The sequence below is a fragment of the Dysgonomonas sp. GY75 genome (genome assembly GCF_015234155.1).
Classification (GTDB): domain Bacteria; phylum Bacteroidota; class Bacteroidia; order Bacteroidales; family Dysgonomonadaceae; genus Dysgonomonas; species Dysgonomonas gadei.
In genome coordinates this window covers 652,849-673,056 of record NZ_JADCLQ010000012.1, presented here as the reverse complement: position 1 = coordinate 673,056, position 20,208 = coordinate 652,849, and the positions used below count along the sequence as shown (strand labels likewise).

Below are 20,208 nucleotides of genomic sequence, written 5' to 3'. Positions count from 1 at the left end.
AGCGAAGCGGAAATCGGCGGAGCCAAATACAAGCCGGACGGCGCATTAGATAAAATCGAACGTTAAAATCCAACTGCTGATTCACATTACTTGTTAAAAAGTAACAAAGGTTACACCTTTTAATTCATTTGCTAATATACTAATTTACAAATTTGCTAATTCATTTTTTCAAAGAGCTATCAGCCAATAGCTAATGGCTACCGGCTAAAAAATGTATAGATAAACCTTCTGCATAAAAACACATATTTCATGCGTTTACCCTGGAGAGTAAATCTATCCTCTGCAAATGTCCTGATCTGGCGATGTGCGAATGATGCAAGCAACAAAACTTGTAACTTTTGTTTTTTATACTACTTTTGCATAGATATAGCGTGTAACAGATGAATATACAATCAAATACATTTGAACGTGTCCTTACTTCAGTAAAAGGTCTGTACGTTAAGACAGACCGTGTAATTGACAGGATAAGCGATAATAAACTGAAACGGTCACTCCTTTGGATTCTCACAGTTTCTATATGCTTTTCAGTCTTACTCGTTCTGAATATACTTACGCCGCTTATATCAGATGATTTTGCCTATCTCTTTATTTATGGGGAAAATGTACGGGTTACCTCTGTCGGAGATATTATCCAGTCCCAGATCAATCACTATTATCAGTGGGGAGGACGTAGTATTGCTCATTTTATAGCGCAGGTATTGTTGCTGCTACCAGCTTATTTTGCAGATATATTGAATACGTTGGTGTATCTCGGTTATGTCTTCCTTATTTATTTTCATATTACAGGACGAAATAAGGGGAGTTTATCATTGTTCATATTCATAAACATAGCTATCTGGTTTATGCAGCCTGTATTTGGAGATGCAGTGTTATGGCTTACGGGTTCGGCTAATTATCTTTGGTGCACGTTTCTCATTCTTTTATTCCTGCTTCCATACCGTTTTTATAAAGGGAACGAATTAAATATTGCAGGTAAGATACTGGCGTCAACAGGGCTCTTTCTTCTTGGCATTATTGCTGGATGGACCAACGAGAATACAGCAGGTGCGATGATTCTTATTGCAGTCTTTTTCTTTATCTATTACAGGTCGTATACATGGAAAATACCGGTTTGGGCTATTGCCGGATTGCTGGGTGCTATTATTGGTTATGCAGTTATGATTCTTGCTCCCGGTAATTTCGAGAGGGCAGGAGAGTCTGCGTTTGGCCTGTCTGTTATTGTCTATAGGTTATTTAACTGTACACTGACATTCTTCTTTTATTCAGGTACATTAATCTTGAGTTGTCTGGTAATATATATACTCTACTATCGTTTTCCCGTAGGAGAGAGAAAGGATAAATTGAAACTCAGCATTATCTATTCTATAGCCGCTATAGCCGCGGTATATGCGATGTTGTTTTCACCTACTTTCCCACGCAGGGCATTATTCGGAGTTGTTACTTTTCTCATTGTCGGGGCAGGAATTTTATATTACAATATAGATTTTGGTCAGAAGTTCCTACGGCAGATACGTTTATCGGTTATAGTCATAGGATTTATCAGCTTTATCTTTACATTCTATCTGGCAGCCAAGGATATTAATATCTTCAGAAATATAATGAAAGAAAGGGAGGTTAAGATAGAGGAGGCTAAACGGCAAGGTGCTGTCTCCTGTGAATTTGAACGATATGAGGGTAGTACATATATTCATGGCGAAGACCCATTTTCGGAAGAGCTAATGACACGCCATTATGGAATAAAGATCAGATTGAAAGGACGCGATTAGAAGATGTCTATGCCCATCAGTGTTCCGGTGACAATACCTGCAACACCCAATCCTATAAGTAACAAACCTATAATTTTATTAAATATCTGTAATCCTCTGGGGTTGAATCTGCTGCGCAACTTATTTACAAAATAAGTAACCAGTAGCCACCACAGGAATGCACCTATTCCGATAAATAGTATTGTTATCAGGTCGTAACCGAATGGTTTATCGGCATCAATAACATTAAAACGGGCAAAGAGTGCTATATAAAGGAATAAAGTGGCAATGTTGGAAACGGTAAGGATAAGAGACGAAATGAATACTGTCCAGGTAGAAACCGATTTCTCTTTTAATTTTGTGAGGCTTTTCGACGGGTTTTTGTTAAATACAATATATCCGAAAACAATGAGGATAATACTCCCTACGACTTTGAGCGGGCCTTCGTGCTGTTGAATAAATTCCGTACTGAAGCCCAATCCGAGAGCGGCAACGATGGCCAACAATGCTATCAGCATATCGCCTACCACAGCGCCTATACCGGTTATTAGACCGTTTTTCCTGCCTTCATTCAGGGTGCGCTGTATGCAAAGCATACCCACAGGTCCCATAGGAGCTGAAGATAAGAATCCGATAAACAAACCTTTTATAATGATATATACCATTAACTACCTTTTATAACAGCCGTTTCACCTTTGTAAAGTAATGTACGAAAAGCTAAAGTTCCCGCTGACCTGACTGCGCTATAGTGCAAAGATAGTATCAAAATCTTAGAAAATATCACATAAATGGCTAAAAGCAGGCAAGCCGTTAAGCATTTTTAATCTAACGGCTTGCTTTACTTAACTATATGGAACTAATTTTCAGGCCAATAAAGAAAGTCCGGGGAAGTGACGGCCCGTAGATATATTCCGAGTCCCTGTTTGGCCCTTTGTCATAATCTTTCTGTATCTGGTTGAACATATTCTGTATACCTCCGTTAATCTCTATTTTATTTGTTGAATTGATATTGAAGAAGTATGATAATTTGATGGTCGTATCAAAGAAGCTCTTTGTTTTTACTGTCTCATCCCTTGTTACACCCTCTGCTCCGGCAAAGTGAGGTGTCAGCATAGAGCCAGTATATACTCCTGACAGGGATACGGCATAGCTCTTTTTCGGGGTTGCTATTGCAGAAAGGAATCCGTATGTATCGGGTGAACGCAGCATTTTTTTTACGGGTGCTACATATTCTTCGCTCGACCAGCTTACTGGCTCTGTATACCGGCTCTTCTGCCAGGTGAAGCCTCCTTGCAGTTCGAGCCAGTTTATTGGTTGTATAGTTGTTTCCAGATTCAATCCGTATACATATGCCCCATCGCCGTTTCGTCGGGTCATTATTGTATTTCCCGCAGCGTCTGTTCCGGTCTCTTCAACAATGAATACCCTGTTTATTTTGGTATAGAACCCTTCCAGAAGGAAATAGGAATATATCTTTTCGTTGTAAAGGCTGAAATCTATACCCCCATTTACGGAGTTCGAATATTCCCTTTTCAGGTTCTCCCCCAATTGGGTAATCGTTGCGCTACCACCTATAACAGGTATATCCAGATCCGATGCAATAATCTCCGGGGCACGGTACCCCATCGAATACGCTGCTCTCAAATTGGTGTTTTCTCCAATGCGGTAGCGGATACTGCTTCTGGGGATGATATTGATATTGTCCAGTTTATTGTGTTTATCTCCCCGCAGCCCGACAATAAAAGTCAGGTTGTCGTCTCTCCATTCATTCTGAACGTACAGACTGCTTATATTTTTTATTTGCTTCACATTGCGGCTATGTATGGTATCGTGAAGGTTTGTATATTCTTGAGTGAATCCGGCTGTGAACTTAGCTGGCATGAAAAGAAATTTATCCATATTTATTTCATAACGGACAGTTCCTGTTAGTGCCAGTTCTGAAGTGTTTCCATAACCATCGGGATCGTATCCACCACCATAATAACTATCTCTGCCTGTCTTTTGAGCCGAAAGGTTGACTGTTAACTTCTTTTTGTTGTCTTCGCTCAGATGAGAGTATCCGGCACTACCCGAATGTATCCTGTAATCAGTTGTTTCGGCAATCAGCGCTTCATGTGGCGGACGGCTCATATTGTCTCCACCACGACGATATTCAGAAATATAATGATACTCCAGTGTAAACTTATCATGTAAATTGGGTTTGGAGAAGGAGCGGAAACCGATAGATGAAGCCCTGTTCTTTCCTATTTCCGAAAAACCGTCTCCATTAGCGTCCCAAGGATTGCGGTTGCGCATATTCGCAAACAGTGATATACCTGATTTTTTGGAGCGATCTACGAAAGATGAATTGAGAGAGAGGATATTATCCACCGATTTTCCATCTATGAGCGACATATTATATTTAGCCTGATATGAGTTCTTTTCAGGCTCTTTTGTTATAATATTGATAACTCCGCCGATCGCATTAGCTCCATATAGCACAGATCCTCCTCCGCGTACAACTTCAACTTGCTCTATCATATTGGCTGGTAATTGTTCCAACCCGTACATTGTAGATAATGAGCTGAATACAGGTTGTCCGTCGATTAACATCTGAGAATATTGTCCCTCCAGTCCGTTAATCCGTACTTCCTGTGTTCCGCAATTCTGACAGTTTGTTTCTACTCTCAGTCCCGGCATATAGTTCAGCCCTTGCGAAAGAGAATTGGAATTGGTAGCCTCAAATGTCTTGGCTGTCAGCTGGTTTACAACTATAGGAGACATTTGCCTGTTGAGACTCCGGGCAGAAGCTGTAACCATTACTTCGCCGAGCAACTGGTTTTCGGGTTCTATATAAAGGGAAACGTTTTTGGTAGTGTTCCTCTCTATTGTGACTTCTTGCTTCAGAGATGAATATCCAATGTATTGTGTCACTATGATGTACGTTCCTGCCGGAATATTTTCTAAGGCAAAATGTCCCGATTCGTCTGTTACCGTAGTCATTTGGGTGCCTTCTATTGAGATTGTTACACCTGGTAAATGTTCATCTGTCTGCCCGTCCAGTACATGGCCTTTGAGAGATGATCTGCTTGTTTGCTGAGCTAAGAGCCCGATAACACAAAATATATAGAATGATAAGAGTATAATCTTTTTCATATTGAATTATTTAGAGTCGATAACCCGGAAGCATGAATAAAATGCCGTAACAGATTGTCGATATAAGTGATGGAAAGTATTGATAATACATTTTTTAAGCTAACTACTTATTCAGCCTGTGCAAAACAGTGTAATAAATAGCTCTGTAGCCTTATGTTATAAATCAGGGGCAAACAGTTCATTGTTTACACCTTTATTTAGATCTGTCCCGGAGTTTTATCAAAGGCAAACCGAATATATGTTTATATGGGATTGGGATTGAATACGGAGTCGTATCAATCCTGAATTATATTTCCTGAATCGCAGAAATATTATTATTAAAGATTAAGATAACCGGGGTGGTGCCCTGAGACTGAAGTAAGCTACAACAGGAGTTGTAACTATTTGTGGAGAGAGTTGTTCATACGCAACAATTTGTACAGGCTGGATTATTTCGCCTATATTATTATTCTCCAATGCTTCGAACGAAGCAAGATTTGATAACTGATTGAAAGTAAAGAAACCCGCCGATGTATGGTGATGGGTTTCAAAAGGCGGTGTTTGGTTGTCGTCTGCATCTTTTGCAAACTTATTGTAGGGGTGGGAATGGACATATACTACCCCGTTGTAGATATGTGTATGTATAAAATAAGAAACACAGCTAAAGTATCCTATATATAATAAGAGCAGTACTTTAGCTGTATTTCTTATCTGTTTTGCAGACACGGTTATATTCTGTTATCTGTTTTGTACTATCAGTATTTACTGTATATAATAGACATTTTCATATCCTTCGGCTCGGTTCTTAAGATGGCCGATGTAGGGAACATCTGATTGTATAGATCCGTTATCACATTCACTGTATATCCGCTCGAGTTCGTGGTTTGCGTATATGTAGCTGTTACCGGAATAACGAGATATTTCAAGTCAGGGAGAGGCGATACCCCCTTCTCCTTATAATATTTAGCATAGTGATTGATTACACTTGCCAGGTTTCCGAAGTCATATGAATTGTTGGTGGTGGAACGGGTCGTCACAAAACTGGTTTGAGCATCGTGCAATTTTCTGTTATAGAAGAAATTCGGGAGTGAGTCTTTATTTATAAACAGGATGTCCGACGGCCTGCTCAGGCCCGATTTAGCTTCCTCTTCTGTATTTCCGAGCATTTTAAAGTTTGCAGCGTTGATAACCGCATCTTTACCTGCGCCTGCTACTGCTGCATTTACTATAGCATCTAATGGAATGGTCACTTCAGTGTATAGTCCCGCAGGGGTATTCATATACGTCTTTTCTGCAGGTCCCTCTGTGATCATACCAGCCGGAGGTGAATTCTTAACATGATTCATCTGTATAACCTCAGGTGTAACCGGAAGCCTGAATATACCAGCTACGGCAGAGTCGGCTGTATTTGCCACGTTCTTAATCTGATATGTATAATGGATGTCAAACTCTGTATAATCTACATTAATAATACTGCCCGAACCGAAATTAGTGGTTACATATACACCTTTAAAGAATTCTTTCAGGGTATTGGAGTTTTTGAAAGTGGCGCCGTCGGAATCTTTCCATTCGTTATAAAAACGCTGCCCCAGTTCCAAATTGAGATTGGTTGAAATAGTTCTGATTCTGGTACTGCTGATGATAGTGTCGGGAACATCCTGTATAGAGAAAATACTTTGTCCCAGCAACTTTTGCATATCGCAATAATTCTCAGGATTTACACTTGTGAAGAAAAATGCCTTCAGTGGTTTTGTGACTTCGTATACTGATAATCCCATAGGCGATACGGTGTCTCCTGTAAAATATGTAAACTCTGTATTAAGTCTGACCGAATCAATGGTTATTCCCTTCTTGTACGGGTCTGCAAATGCAGAATTTTCTGCACAGTAGAACTCACATAAGTAATCGGATTTTATTTTTCCGAAGATAGGATCAGTATATTCTCCTAGTAAGCCATATACGGTACGCGCATATACTGAATCGTTAAACGAACGGGTTACAGCTGTAAGGCTAAGTGTATCGGATCCTACGAATATATCGTCACCGCCGGGTTGTATACTGCTACCAAGGGAGGTCAGGTCATCATCACAAGCCACAAATGTTAGCGTGGAAAGAGTGATTGCCAGAATCAATAATGTTTTAATTTTCATTCAAACTATTGTTAAATTCAATTTGGGGTTCAAATATCCAAAAAAATGCTATTCTCAAGAAATAAAACAGCATTTTTCTATATTTATTTTAGATACTTTAAAGATTCTCGTAAAAATTATTGATGGCATCTACAGAAACGTCTAAATTACCCGGATAAGAAAGAAATTTTTTTCCTGATTTATTTATGTTGTCAAGAACGTTATTATTCACATTTTCTTCACTTTGGATAATGCCATCTGCATATTTTACGGCAAAGTTAGAAAGTGTTTCGTAATCTACAACACCTTTTAGGGCTTCCACGTCTTTATCTTTTATTCCGTCAAATTTCAGCTTGTCAATAAATTTATTACTGAATGGTTGCTTAAAGTCATCATTGTATAAAGAATATACTATTTTCGAGTTTTTGAAGCAAGGGTCGTCTGCATAAGCTGTTTTTATGTATAGCCCGGTCAGAGCGGTCATCCATCCATGACAATCTATCACATCCGGTATCCAACGTAATTTTTTAATTGTTTCCAAAACCCCCCTTACATAGAAAATGCTCCGCTCATCATTATCACTGAATTCTACATCCTTATCGTCAGCTATTGTATGCTTACGTTTAAAGTAGTCATCATTGTCTATGAAATAGATTTGCATCCGGGCGGCTTGTATAGACGCCACTTTGATGATTAGGGGGTGATCGGTATCATCGATGATTAGATTCATGCCCGAAAGCCGTATCACTTCGTGAAGTTGATTGCGTCTCTCATTTATGCTTCCGAATTTGGGCATAAATGTCCTGATTTCCTGTCCTTTTTCTTGTATAGCTTGAGGTAAGTATCTACAATTTGTTGCAATTGGTGAATCAGGCAGATAAGGCGTTATCTCCTGTGTGATGTATAAAACTTTTTTTGTACCCATTTAATTTACTCTCTTCTGAATTCGATTGAGAGTACAAAGATAATAAAAAAAAATCTTCTTTTTTGCAAACTTTGCTTCACAAAATGTTGAATTCTCTCTTTTTACGGGGGATGAGTCGTATTTCGACGTGTTTTATACGTTAAATTACAGAACAAAAATCCTGGATTGTTTCGCCAATCCATAAATATTTACTTGCTTTGTATCCGTTTTTTATTGATGTGAATAAATGGATTTGATTAAAACAACTCAGGGCGTGTGTGACAAAGTTACAGCCTTGCGTTCGGAAGGTAAAACGATTGGTCTGGTTCCCACTATGGGGGCTTTGCACGAGGGACATCTCTCTTTGGTGAAACAATGTATTGCCGACAACGATGTGTGCATTGTGAGCATCTTTGTAAACCCTACCCAGTTTAACAATAAGGAAGATCTTGAAAAATATCCGAGAAATTTGGAACGGGACTGTGGATATCTGAAATCGATAGGAGTTGGTGTAATTTTTGCTCCCTCTGTAGATGAGGTTTATCCGGAGCCGGATACACGTCAATTTGATTTCGGACAACTTGATAAAGTGATGGAGGGCGAACATCGTCCGGGCCATTTTAACGGAGTTGCCCAGGTGGTAAGCCGCCTGTTCTATATAGTGAAGCCGGACAGGGCATATTTCGGAGAAAAAGATTTTCAGCAATTGGCTATCATACGTGAGATGGTGAAACAGTTAAAGCTGAATGTCAATATTGTCCCAATGCCTATTGTGAGGGAAGCCAGCGGGCTTGCGCTAAGCAGCCGTAACGAACGATTGACTGCTGCTCAGAAAGATCTGGCGGTGAATATATCCAGGGTTCTTGCAGAAAGTAGGGAGTGGATAAAGGGTAGTTCTGTAGGGGAGGTGATAAAGAAAGTGGTGACAACATTGGACTCTTTTGCCGGACTGAAAGTTGAATATTACGAAATTGTGGATGGTTATACTTTACAGTCGGTGTCAGATTGGAAGGATGGCGATTATATAGTGGGTTGCATCGCCATATTTTGTGGCGAAGTGCGATTGATAGATAATATTATATACAAGGCGGATAGCCAAAATTAAGAGAACACAAAATGATTATAGAGGTTGTAAAATCGAAGTTACATCGTGTTACTGTAACCGAAGCCAACTTGAATTATATAGGAAGTATCACGATAGATGAAGATCTGATGGATGCTGTAAACCTGATTGAAGGTGAGAAGGTTCAGATTGTAAATAATAATAATGGAGAGCGTCTCGAAACTTATATTATAAAAGGAAAACGAGGCTCGGGGGCTATCTGCCTCAATGGCGCAGCTGCCCGAAAGGTTCAGCCCGGAGATATTGTTATCATCATGTCATATGCATATATGGACTTTGAGGAAGCTAAGGCTTTCAAGCCATGGGTTGCATTTCCCGATACAAAAACAAACAAACTAATTAAATAAAACTGACATTTTAAAGATGCTAATAGCTATGTGCTAATAGCTATCGGCCCGGATTATGTATTCATACAAAGATATATGGAAAGTAAGTTTGCCTATTATGTTAGGCTTGCTTGCTCAGAATATTGTTCAGATTACTGCTACTATCTTTCTGGGAAGGGTAGGTGAGGTTGAGCAAAGTGCCTCCGGATTGGCCGGGATTTATTATATCGCCTTTTTTACGCTTTGTTTCGGATTCAGTATTGGAGGCCAGATAATGATAAGCCGCCGTAATGGTGAGAAGAATTATAACAAGATTGGAAGTATTGTTATTCAGGGTATGATTTTTCTGGAGCTTATTGCTTTGATGCTATTTATGGGTTCCTCCCTGTTGAGCGAATATGTTCTTCCCCGTTTCATGGAATCGGAAAAAGTTTATGAGGCAGTGCATTCTTACCTCTCGTGGCGTATCTATGGCTTTTTCTTTGCTTCTATAAATGTCATGTTCAGGGCTTTTTATGTCGGTATCGCACGTACACCTGTGTTGACAATGAATGCCGTAGTAATGGCGGTGGTCAATTTTATAGGGGACTATGTTCTCATATTCGGTAAATTCGGTTTCCCCGAACTTGGAATAGAAGGTGCAGGTATTGCAGCCGTAATATCGGAAATAGCATCGGTACTGTTCTTTGTAATATACACATTGAAGACTGTAGACCTCAAGAAATACGGTTTTATGAAAATGCGATTCAGGTTCTCTATTGTAAAGAGTATCCTGAACATTTCATCTTTTACGATGGTTCAGTATTTAATATCCATGTCCACATGGTTCATATTCTTTATGGCAATTGAACAGCATTCTCCACGTGCATTGGCTATTACAAATATTGTACGTAGTTTCTATATGCTTTTCTTTATTCCGATGAATGCTTTTGCAACTACAGCCAATACACTTGTAGGCAATACGATGGGGGCAGGTAAGATAAAAGACGTAATACCTCTTATCAAAAGAATTTGCTCGCTTAGTCTCGGGGTTATCCTTGTTGTAATGTTGGTAACCGGCCTTGGCGCTGAATTCTGGATATCATTAATAGCTTCGCACGAAGATGTATCATTGATACCCGAGTCGGTTACACCTTTGTTGGTTGTAGTGTTTGCTCTGCCTATTTGCAGCCTGAGTACCGTGATATTCAATTCTATTTCGGGTACAGGAAACACTCGTGCTGCTTTGCAGCTCGAAATAATAACACTGGTGTCATATGTCCTTTATATGTATTGGATAGTGATATATAAATCGGCATCTGTAGCGGTATGCTGGACTGTAGAATATGTATATTGGGGAGGCTTGTTGTTGTTCTCGTTCTTGTATCTCAAGTATGCTAAATGGCAGCACAAGGTGGTGTAAATGATGTGTATAGCCTGCTTGTTATGGGTTACATCTTCAAATAAAAGTCTTGTACTAATTCCGTAAATTCATCAGAATATACATGCCTTTCCTTTTCTATGATCAAGTTGTTTTCGATTAATGGCAATTCTGTTTTTGAAAATTCGATCAGTATCCGTTTAGGCAAGGACACCGGAGTAGGGTATACGTTAGTAATGCGCGAAGGATACAGTTCAAGCTTTTTAGATAAAGAAAATAGAGTTTCTTTATGTTCGGACGGATATATAATGGACAGTTTGCCTTTACTTGTTAATAAGACCGCGGAAATCTCTAATAATTCTTCTAAAGATAAGCTGTCGGTATGGCGGGCTAATGTCCGTTCTTTATGTGGTGATTTTAATGATTGAATAAAGAATGGCGGGTTAGAAACGATTAAGTCATACTGTTGCCTGGATTCCCTGAAATGCTGAAGCGAAGATTCGAAAGCCTGTATTTGATCAGAGAAAGGTGAGTGTTTTATATTTTCTTTTGCCTGCTCCATTGCATTGTGATCGATATCAATGGCATCTATGTGAAGTTTGTCCTTCCTCTGAGCAAGCATTAAGGTTATCAGGCCCGTGCCTGTACCTATGTCGAGAGCTTTCTCGGCCTCAGTAACATTTATCCATGCGCCAAGCAATACTCCATCAGTGCCTACCTTCATGGCACATAAGTCATGGTATACAGTGAATCTCTTAAACTTGAAATAGGGATTGGGCATGTTTTGTCTGCTTTAATCTTGAAATACTATAAAGGCAAATATTGAAATCCATTATGGCACAAATTTTGTTATATATTAAAAACAAAGTTAATTATAATTCTGTATTTTTACAGCCCCTTACAGAGGAAGGGGTAAATCCAAGTTTAAATAAAAGGATAATATGTCTAATAAAAAGAGAGATTTTCTTCATCTAAACGAAAGTAATGAACCGGTTATTTCAATTATAGCCAATGACTTCGATGATGGGGATTGCTATATAAACGAGAAAGATCTGAAAGAAGAATTGCCAATTTTGCCTCTTCGTAATACGGTGATTTTTCCGGGAACGAGTATGCCAATTGCAGTTGCCCGGAAAAAATCGTTGAAGCTGATAAAGAGTGTAAACCGGCTGAAAGGAAAATATGTCGGCTTAGTCTGCCAAAAGGACGCAGAAAATGATGATCCGGAAATTGCCGACTTGTATTCTATGGGTGTGATCGGTGAGATTATACGTGTGATAGAGTTGCCGGATGATGAAAATGTGACTGTCATTTTTCAAGGAAAGAAACGTTTCCGACTGACAGAATTGACACAAACAGAACCTTTTCTCAAAGGGCATTACGAAATACGTGAAACTCTACCTGTTCTTAAAAACGATACAGAATACAAAGCATTGTTAGACTCTATAAGGGATATGACAATACAGATGCTGCGTATGTACGGTGAACCGCCGAAAGAATTTATACAACGGCTGAAATCTGATGTGGTATCTCCGCTTTTGGTCAACTATTGTTGTGCCAACTTGCCTGTGTCCGGTACGGAAAAACAAAGTCTGCTGGATATTGACGATGATAAGGAACGTGCTTATCGTCTGCTTGTTATCCTCAATCGTGAGACTCAGATGATGGAGATGAAACTCAATATTCAGATGAAAACACGTGAGGAGTTGAACCAGCAGCAAAAAGAGTATTTCCTGCAACAGCAAATCAAGACTATTCAGGACGAGTTGGGAGGAAATCCTCAGCAGGCCGATCTGGATGAATTCAGACAACGTGGACAGAAGAAGAAATGGAACAAAGAAGCTGCTCAGACATTTGAGAAAGAAATGAGCAAATTGGAACGTCTGCATCCGCAGTCTCCTGATTATTCCACTCAATTCACATACATAGAAACATTACTCGACTTGCCTTGGAACGAATATACGAAAGATAATTTCAATCTGAAGAATGCTCAGAAAGTCCTTGATCAGGATCATTTTGGTTTGGAGAAGGTGAAAGAGCGTATAATCGAGCACCTGGCTGTGTTAAAGCTGAAAGGAGATTTGAAATCACCTATAATTTGTCTTTACGGCCCTCCGGGAGTAGGTAAAACATCATTGGGTAAATCTATCGCAAAAGCCCTGAACCGTAATTACGTGCGTGTTTCGTTCGGCGGATTACACGATGAATCGGAAATACGCGGCCACCGTCGTACATATATCGGAGCTATGCCAGGGCGTATTATTCAGAATATATTGAAAGCCGGTTCGTCAAACCCTGTGTTTGTTCTGGATGAAGTAGATAAGATCGGAAGTGATTTTAAAGGAGATCCCTCCTCTGCATTACTCGAAGTCCTCGATCCCGAACAGAATTCTGCGTTCCACGATAATTACCTGAATATAGATTATGACCTGTCGAAAGTAATGTTTATTGCTACAGCTAATAATCTGTCTACAATTTCCCAGCCGTTACTCGACCGTATGGAATTGATTGATGTAAGCGGTTATATCATTGAAGAAAAAGTCGAGATAGCCCGCCGCCACCTGATTCCCAAACAAATGGAAAATCATGGATTGGCTAAGGATGTAATTGATATTCCGAAAAAGACAATTGAAAAGATTGTTGAAAATTATACACGTGAATCCGGGGTCCGCGAATTGGATAAGAAGATAGCCAAAGTGATGCGTAAGGTTGCCCGTAAGGTAGCTTCGGAAGAAGGATATAAGAAGATTATCGAACCTGAAGATTTACACGAATATCTCGGTGCCATAGAATATACCCGGGATCAGTATCAGGGCAATGGTTATGCCGGAGTGGTTACAGGGCTCGCCTGGACATCGGTTGGAGGTGAGATACTCTTTATTGAAACATCCCTGAGTAAAGGTAAAGGAGGAAAACTCACTCTTACCGGAAATCTGGGCGATGTGATGAAAGAATCTGCCGTATTGGCATTGGAATATCTCCATTCTCATTCTCAGTATTTCGGGATCGACGAAAAGGTTTTTGATAACTGGAATGTTCATGTCCATGTGCCTGAAGGAGCTATTCCAAAAGACGGCCCGTCGGCAGGTATTACTATGGTAACGTCTCTGGCTTCGGCTTTTACCCAACGCAGAGTGAAAGCAAATCTCGCTATGACAGGGGAAATTACTTTACGGGGTAAAGTATTGCCGGTGGGAGGTATCCGCGAAAAAATACTGGCAGCTAAACGTGCCGGAATAAAAGATATAATTCTTTGTAAAGAAAATAAGAAAGATATCGATGAAATTAAGCCGCTTTATCTGAAAGGGTTGACTTTCCACTATGTGGATGATATAAAGCAGGTTCTGGATATAGCTCTGCTAAAAGAGAAAGTAAAAGAGCCGCTGGATTTAACGGTAAAAGAAGAAAAGACAGCAAACTAATAAATGAAATGAGTGTAAATCGGAGGATTTACACTTATTTGTTTTAAACAAATTTCTTACATTTGTAGCACAATGATCGATAGTACGGATATAAAGGAGAGAGGAATATCGTTACTTAGGTATGCCATGCATTATGGGGCTATTCTGGGGCTGTTCTGGATGTTTAAATATATGTTTAAGATAGGTGCCGGATTCTCCGATCATGTGTTTATTTATATATTCTATCTATTGAATGTCGGTACATTTCTGCTTATTTATATTTTTACCTTTAAATTTAAAGGTTCGGAGCCGGATAAACCAAAAGGTATATGGTCGTGTGTCTTTTTTGTCGTGCTGATTTGTTTCTTTGCCTCTTTTTTCGAGGCTGGGATCATGTACGCTCATTATAAATTTATCGACCCGGGATTCTTTATGAAGATGACAGCACCTTTTATCGCTATGGTAGATAAAATGCCCAATCTCCAGCCCGATCAGAAAGAAATATACCTTTATATCGTTACAGGAAAACCGTTATATATTATCTCCGAGTTTATCGGTAATATGATATTAGGGGTAGTTCTTGGTTTTCTTATGAGCTTTCTTGTAAATAGTACAAGTAATATGAATAACAATCGGCCTTAGGCTTTTAATTAGTAGTATCCCGATGGACATATCTGTTGTAATACCGTTGCTGAATGAAGAAGAATCTCTTCCGGAACTATACACGTGGATAAAGCGGGTAATGGATGAGAACGGGTATTCATATGAAGTAATCTTTGTAGATGATGGTAGTACCGATCGGTCGTGGGATGTTATAAGCACTATCAAGAAAACTTCCCCTGAAATAAAAGCAATACGGTTTAGACGAAATTACGGAAAATCTCCTGCGCTTCATTGTGCCTTTCAGAAAGCAGAGGGAGATGTTGTGATCACGATGGATGCAGATATGCAGGATAGTCCGGATGAAATTCCTGCATTATATAAAATGATAAAAGAAGATGGCTATGATTTGGTATCGGGATGGAAAAAGAAGCGTTACGACCCGTTGTCCAAAACTTTACCTACCAAGTTATTTAATGCAACAGCCCGTAAGGTATCGGGAGTAAAATTGCATGACTTTAATTGCGGATTGAAATCGTACAGGAAAGAAGTCATAAAAAGTATAGAGGTATACAACGATATGCATCGTTATATTCCTTATCTGGCTAAGATAGCCGGATTTAATAAAATAGGGGAGAAGGCCGTACATCATCAGGCCCGTAAATATGGCAAGAGTAAATTTGCAGGTCTTAGCCGCTTTGTAAACGGTTATTTGGATCTGCTTACACTTTGGTTTCTTTCCGTATTCGGACGTAAGCCAATGCACTTTTTCGGATTGTGGGGGACGGTTATGTTCCTGCTGGGCTTTATAGCCGTAGTTATTGTTGGTGCGAATAAATTATACGCTATCAGTAATGGTATTCCGCATCCGCTGGTAACAAATTCCCCGTATTTTTATATTGCTTTGACTATGATGTTATTGGGTACGCAATTATTTCTCGCCGGATTTTTGGGTGAGATTGTCTCCCGAAATTCGACTGTCAGGAACGATTATAAGATAACAGAAGAACTATAAATCTGAAATGCCGATGTAAGAATACCGGCATTTTTTGCAACTATAAGATCACTAATGAAACTAAAAGAACTCATCGAAAGTCGCTATTCGGTCAGGACTTATCTTTCCCGCGCTGTAGAGGAAGATAAGATCAATTACATTCTCGAATGTGCAAGGCTGGCACCTTCTGCCTGTAATAATCAGCCATGGAAGTTTTTCATCATCCGTAATCAATCTGTGATATCCTGCATACAGGAGTCATACAACAGAGAATGGTTTAAATCTGCTCCGGTACATATTGTAGTGTGTAAAGACTCTTCCATGTCGTGGAAAAGAACAACATCGGATAATAAAGATTTCGGAGATGTAGATGCTGCTATTGCAGCAGAACATGTTTGTCTTGCAGCAGCGGAGATCGGCTTAGGTACATGCTGGATATGTAATTTTAACCCGGATGTATTGATAGAGGTACTGAACTTATCCCCGAATCTCGAACCTATCGCCATATTCCCGCTTGGCTATATTGACACGGATAAAAGTATATCTCCGGAAAAGAAGCGTAAGTCCTTGTCTGAAATAACTGAATGGATATGATTCAGATTGTAGCATTGGCGGTGGGCCTTTCGATGGATAGTTTAGTTATCGCTCTTACCAGTGGGGCTGTGATAGGAAACCACAAAACAATAAATGTACTTAAAATAGCCGGTATGCTGGCTTTTATACAGATGAGCCTTACTGTTTTCGGGTGGTTTGTAGGTTCTACATTTGCTCGTTATATCGAACAGTTCGATCATTGGGTGGCTTTTGGTATTTTATGCTTTCTGGGAGTAAGAGTAATCGTTGCCAGCTTGAAAGATGAAGAGAGTTCTCCATTCAATCCCCTTAATTTTAAAGTGATGTTTGGTCTGGCAGTAGCCACTAGTATAGATGCCACGGCAGTGGGGTTATCTTTGTCCTTGATTAATGTACAGATACTGCTTCCTGCATTAATTATCGGTGTGGTAACTTTTATGATATCTTCGTTCGGAATTATATTTGGCTGTAAGGCCGGTCAGAGGTGTAATCTACGCATTAATATAGCCGGAGGGATCATTCTTATTCTTATTGGTTGTAGTATATTGTTCCAACATACAGTTCTGACCGAAACCCATACCGCTCTTTTGTGATTATTGTTTAAGATAATAAACTCTTGTTAAATAAATTGAAACAATCGAACTTACATGTTGTTTCTTAGTTTTATCTAATATCAGTGTATTATATTTGCCAAGGTAGTAAATGAAAGAAAGTATTTGATGATATATATTATCGGATCATAACTCACTCTTATTTCTTTTACTTATCAAAGTAATAATTAGGTCTGCGGCCTGAACTAATAATTTATATAAAATGACATTTCTACTTTTTCTAATATTTGCCATAATTATATTTGGAGTAATGGTTTTGCTATCAGTGGTTAGAGGAGTGTCGTCTTTTATTTTCGGAAAACCTTCCACATCACATAGCGGATATACATCCAATAATAGATATACTTCTAATAATAACGCCTCTTCTTCGGGACGGTCGGAGCACGCATCCTCTGGCTCAAATAAAAAGATATTCTCTAAAGATGAAGGGGAATATGTAAAATATGAGGAAATAAAAGATTAAATAAAGTCTTTTTTGTTTCATTAAGTACTCCGGCTCTCTGTACTGGATATTATTGGTTCAGACTTTTTATACATTCTTTCCGGGTTATAAAAATATATCTTACCTTTATCTTAGGAAATATACATATTCTCTGAGATAAGATATATAGAGTAATTAGCGGATGAATAAAAGGAAATCAGTTTATATTTCACGAAATTATAAAGGAGTGTCTGCCGGAAATGATGCCCGCACAGACACTGAGGCACTTTTAGATGATTTTGGTTATCGGAATATTGGATTAAAGCAAAGCTTCAGCCAAAGTAAGGTAACAGATTTTATACGTAATCTGAGCGGTACTATTAAAGGCATCATAGTAATGCCTGTTAATGGGATCATCTTTATACAATACCCTACAAAGAAATATTATGTCTTGTTATGTAAAATAGCTCATCTTAAACATACCAAAGTCATTTCTCTGATGCACGATTTAGGTTCATTCCGGCGAAAAAAAATTTCCGTGGGACAAGAGATAGGGCGTTTGAACAACTCGGATTTTATCATTGCTACAAATCAGAAGATGAAAGATTGGCTGATAGATAACAATGTAAAAGCTGAAATAAACTCACTGGGTATATGGCATTTTCTATCCAAAGAAGAACGTAAACCTGAATTCAGATCAGAAGATAATTATTCATATAGAATTTGTTATGCCGGAGCTTTAAACCGGAGAAAAAATGCATTTTTGTATGAATTTATCCCTTCTCCAAGAAACTTTGTATTAAACATCTATGGTGATAGATTCGATATTCCCGATACCAATGATTTCCATTGCAGAGGATATATAGATAGTGATACTTTTATTCTTACCAATAATGATGATTTCGGCCTTGTTTGGGATGGCGATTCGATGGATGAATGTTCCGGAAGTTTCGGCGCTTATCTCAAATACAATACTCCGCATAAGGTATCATTCTATATCAAAAGCCATTTGCCAGTAATTATATGGAAACATGCGGCGTTAGCACCTTTCATAGAAGAAAATAGAATAGGGATAACGATTGATTCCCTAACCGAGATAAATGGAATTCTTTCGTCCATGACTCCCGGATATTATAATGAGATGAAACGGAATGTTATTGAAATGAGTAAGAAACTTCAGTCCGGTTTTTATCTGAAGCAAGCAATAGATAAGTTCAATATTTAAATACCATAGATAAATAAAACGGGTTGCATAATACATTATACAACCCGTTTTGTACTATAAATAGAATATCAATTCTTTCCTTTCAGCAAGTTGTTATACAGGTTATCATCATGTATAATCTCATACGCTTTTTTGAATGTCTCGCTGTATCCGTTATATATTCTGAGAGATGTTTCCGTATCAAAGATATCCCGGGCCAGAAGCATCTTCAGTTGCATTCTGATTAAATCCGAAGCCTTGTTAAACTCATCCTCGTTATATGTAATTTTTTCTTCTTCTCCGGCAACTACAATCTTTTCCAGTAGGCTTTGCGGAACAATGTATTTCTTCAGAAAAGCTTCTTTCGTAGGATATTCATCCAGTATATCTTTACGGTGATTATCTACTTCACTATATGCAACTTTATAGATAAGTCCCCTGTTGGCAATGCTTCTGAAATATGGTGTGTAATTCGTTGTATCTAACGGCACGAAGTAGTCCGGCATAATACCTCCACCACCGTATACAGTTCTGTGATTCATCAGAGTAGTGTACTTTAGTGAGTCGGGAAAGTGAATACTGTCGGCATGCATCATTTCTCCTTTATTGTATCTTTCTATCACGTCCATATTATATGATGTAAGGTCCCCGCTTGTATAGGGCTTTTGGATAGAACGTCCTGTCGGAGTATAGTAACGGGCGACGGTAAGCCTTATCATGGATTCATCCGGTAGGGGAATTTGCCGCTGTACAAGTCCTTTGCCAAAGCTGCGGCGGCCAACAATCACTCCTCTGTCCCAATCCTGAACAGCGCCTGACAAAATTTCACTGGCCGATGCCGAACCTTCATTAATCATAATCACTACTTTTCCATCTTCGAAACTTCCTTTTTCAGTTGAAACTTCATCCCTTCTCGGTTGACGCAATCCTTCCGTGTAAACAATAAGTTTACCTTTACTCAGAAATTCATCTGACAGATCAATCGCGGGAGCCATATATCCTCCACCGTTACCTTCCAGGTCGAGAATGAGGTTTTTCATACCTTCCTTCTTCAATTTAGCTAAGGCGTCTTGAAATTCTTTTGTAGTTGTGGCTCCGAATCGGATAATGCGGATATATCCCGTATTGTTATCTACCATGTAGGAAGCATCAATGCTATACACAGGTATCTTTGCACGGGTTATTTTAAAATCGAGCAGTTCCGGTACGCCACGTCGCAGGACCTTTACATCCACCTTTGTTCCTTTAGGACCTTTGAGACGCGACATGACATATTTGGTTGATCTTTTTACTCCTGCTATAAGCGTATCATTTACATAGAGAATTTTATCCCCGGCCATCAATCCGGCTTTTTCAGAAGGGCCTCCGGGTAATGCTTCGATGACGTAAAGCGTATCGGTTAACATATTGAACGAAATTCCGATTCCGTCGAAGTTACCCTCGAGTGGTTCATTCATATCTTTTACTTCATCTGTACTGATGTAGGTAGAGTGGGGGTCCAGCTTCTCCAGAAGAGACTTAATAGCATCTTCGGCAAGCTTTTGGTCATTTACATCATCTACATACAGATTTTCGATAATTGCCATTGTTGTCGCTACCTTTTTAGAACCTTCACTCATTTTGAATTGGGCAGAGGCAGAAGCCACAATAGTAAGAAAGCACAGAGCCGCGATAATAACTCTTTTCATATATATTTATCTTGA

General features: G+C 39.1%; 18 protein-coding genes. 11 read left to right on the top strand and 7 right to left on the bottom strand.

Features of this window, described 5'->3' with window-relative positions; translation table 11 throughout:
- Positions 1 to 380: 380 nt before the first annotated feature.
- Positions 381 to 1,766 (top strand): DUF6056 family protein, encoded by a 1,386-nt coding sequence (locus IR083_RS08335; protein WP_194223935.1) that lies wholly within the window; start codon positions 381 to 383, stop codon positions 1,764 to 1,766.
- On the opposite strand, the gene IR083_RS08330 is transcribed toward IR083_RS08335, so the two are convergent.
- From IR083_RS08330 to IR083_RS08310, 5 genes are all read right to left on the bottom strand, one after another.
- Positions 1,763 to 2,410 carry a LysE family translocator gene (locus IR083_RS08330; RefSeq protein WP_006798770.1) on the bottom strand — a complete coding sequence of 216 codons (648 nt, stop codon included), beginning with the start codon at positions 2,408 to 2,410 and terminating at the stop codon, positions 1,763 to 1,765. The genes IR083_RS08335 and IR083_RS08330 overlap by 4 nt on opposite strands.
- Positions 2,411 to 2,591: 181 nt before the next feature.
- Positions 2,592 to 4,880 (bottom strand): TonB-dependent receptor, encoded by a 2,289-nt coding sequence (locus IR083_RS08325; protein WP_194223934.1) that lies wholly within the window; start codon positions 4,878 to 4,880, stop codon positions 2,592 to 2,594.
- Positions 4,881 to 5,204: 324 nt separating this feature from the next.
- Positions 5,205 to 5,585 (bottom strand): hypothetical protein, encoded by a 381-nt coding sequence (locus tag IR083_RS08320; protein ID WP_006798768.1) that lies wholly within the window; start codon positions 5,583 to 5,585, stop codon positions 5,205 to 5,207.
- Positions 5,586 to 5,614: 29 nt separating this feature from the next.
- Positions 5,615 to 7,009, bottom strand: coding sequence for a DUF4270 domain-containing protein (locus IR083_RS08315; RefSeq protein WP_194223933.1), 1,395 nt, complete (start codon positions 7,007 to 7,009; stop codon positions 5,615 to 5,617).
- 97 nt (positions 7,010 to 7,106) lie between these two features.
- The gene (locus IR083_RS08310; protein ID WP_194223932.1) at positions 7,107 to 7,913 is read right to left on the bottom strand and encodes a glycogen/starch synthase; all 807 of its coding nucleotides are present in this window, start codon (positions 7,911 to 7,913) and stop codon (positions 7,107 to 7,109) included.
- 226 nt (positions 7,914 to 8,139) lie between these two features.
- On the opposite strand from IR083_RS08310, the gene panC reads away from it, so the two are divergent.
- Genes panC through IR083_RS08295 form a run of 3 tightly spaced genes read left to right on the top strand, consistent with a single transcriptional unit; the run spans position 8,140 to position 10,743 of the window.
- Positions 8,140 to 8,997: a pantoate--beta-alanine ligase gene (panC, locus tag IR083_RS08305; RefSeq protein ID WP_194223931.1), complete on the top strand. Its 858-nt coding sequence runs from the start codon at positions 8,140 to 8,142 to the stop codon at positions 8,995 to 8,997.
- An 11-nt stretch (positions 8,998 to 9,008) separates the two neighbouring features.
- Positions 9,009 to 9,362, top strand: coding sequence for an aspartate 1-decarboxylase (gene panD, locus IR083_RS08300; protein WP_006798764.1), 354 nt, complete (start codon positions 9,009 to 9,011; stop codon positions 9,360 to 9,362).
- A 55-nt stretch (positions 9,363 to 9,417) separates the two neighbouring features.
- Positions 9,418 to 10,743 (top strand): MATE family efflux transporter, encoded by a 1,326-nt coding sequence (locus IR083_RS08295; RefSeq protein WP_044215489.1) that lies wholly within the window; start codon positions 9,418 to 9,420, stop codon positions 10,741 to 10,743.
- 28 nt (positions 10,744 to 10,771) lie between these two features.
- Here IR083_RS08295 and IR083_RS08290 read toward each other — a convergent pair whose 3' ends face one another.
- The gene (locus tag IR083_RS08290) at positions 10,772 to 11,482 is read right to left on the bottom strand and encodes a tRNA1(Val) (adenine(37)-N6)-methyltransferase (RefSeq protein WP_194223930.1); all 711 of its coding nucleotides are present in this window, start codon (positions 11,480 to 11,482) and stop codon (positions 10,772 to 10,774) included.
- Between the two features lie 160 nt (positions 11,483 to 11,642).
- On the opposite strand from IR083_RS08290, the gene lon reads away from it, so the two are divergent.
- From lon to IR083_RS08255, 7 genes are all read left to right on the top strand, one after another.
- The gene (gene lon / locus IR083_RS08285; protein ID WP_006798761.1) at positions 11,643 to 14,123 is read left to right on the top strand and encodes an endopeptidase La; all 2,481 of its coding nucleotides are present in this window, start codon (positions 11,643 to 11,645) and stop codon (positions 14,121 to 14,123) included.
- Between the two features lie 72 nt (positions 14,124 to 14,195).
- Positions 14,196 to 14,744: a DUF4199 domain-containing protein gene (locus IR083_RS08280; protein ID WP_194223929.1), complete on the top strand. Its 549-nt coding sequence runs from the start codon at positions 14,196 to 14,198 to the stop codon at positions 14,742 to 14,744.
- A 22-nt stretch (positions 14,745 to 14,766) separates the two neighbouring features.
- Positions 14,767 to 15,717 carry a glycosyltransferase family 2 protein gene (locus IR083_RS08275; RefSeq protein ID WP_006798759.1) on the top strand — a complete coding sequence of 317 codons (951 nt, stop codon included), beginning with the start codon at positions 14,767 to 14,769 and terminating at the stop codon, positions 15,715 to 15,717.
- 54 nt (positions 15,718 to 15,771) lie between these two features.
- Positions 15,772 to 16,290 carry a nitroreductase family protein gene (locus tag IR083_RS08270; RefSeq protein WP_194223928.1) on the top strand — a complete coding sequence of 173 codons (519 nt, stop codon included), beginning with the start codon at positions 15,772 to 15,774 and terminating at the stop codon, positions 16,288 to 16,290.
- A complete protein-coding gene (locus IR083_RS08265; protein WP_006798757.1) occupies positions 16,287 to 16,862 on the top strand; it encodes a manganese efflux pump MntP family protein in 576 nt (191 codons plus the stop codon). Before IR083_RS08270 ends, IR083_RS08265 begins: the two co-directional genes overlap by 4 nt.
- Before the next feature lie 220 nt (positions 16,863 to 17,082).
- The gene (locus IR083_RS08260; protein WP_194223927.1) at positions 17,083 to 17,343 is read left to right on the top strand and encodes a DUF4834 family protein; all 261 of its coding nucleotides are present in this window, start codon (positions 17,083 to 17,085) and stop codon (positions 17,341 to 17,343) included.
- A gap of 160 nt (positions 17,344 to 17,503) precedes the next feature.
- Entirely contained in the window at positions 17,504 to 18,526 is a 1,023-nt protein-coding gene (locus IR083_RS08255) for a galactofuranosyltransferase (RefSeq protein ID WP_194223926.1), read from the top strand.
- 68 nt (positions 18,527 to 18,594) lie between these two features.
- Here the strand turns inward: IR083_RS08255 and IR083_RS08250 are convergent, their stop codons facing one another.
- Positions 18,595 to 20,193 carry a S41 family peptidase gene (locus IR083_RS08250; protein WP_006798754.1) on the bottom strand — a complete coding sequence of 533 codons (1,599 nt, stop codon included), beginning with the start codon at positions 20,191 to 20,193 and terminating at the stop codon, positions 18,595 to 18,597.
- Positions 20,194 to 20,208: the final 15 nt, after the last annotated feature.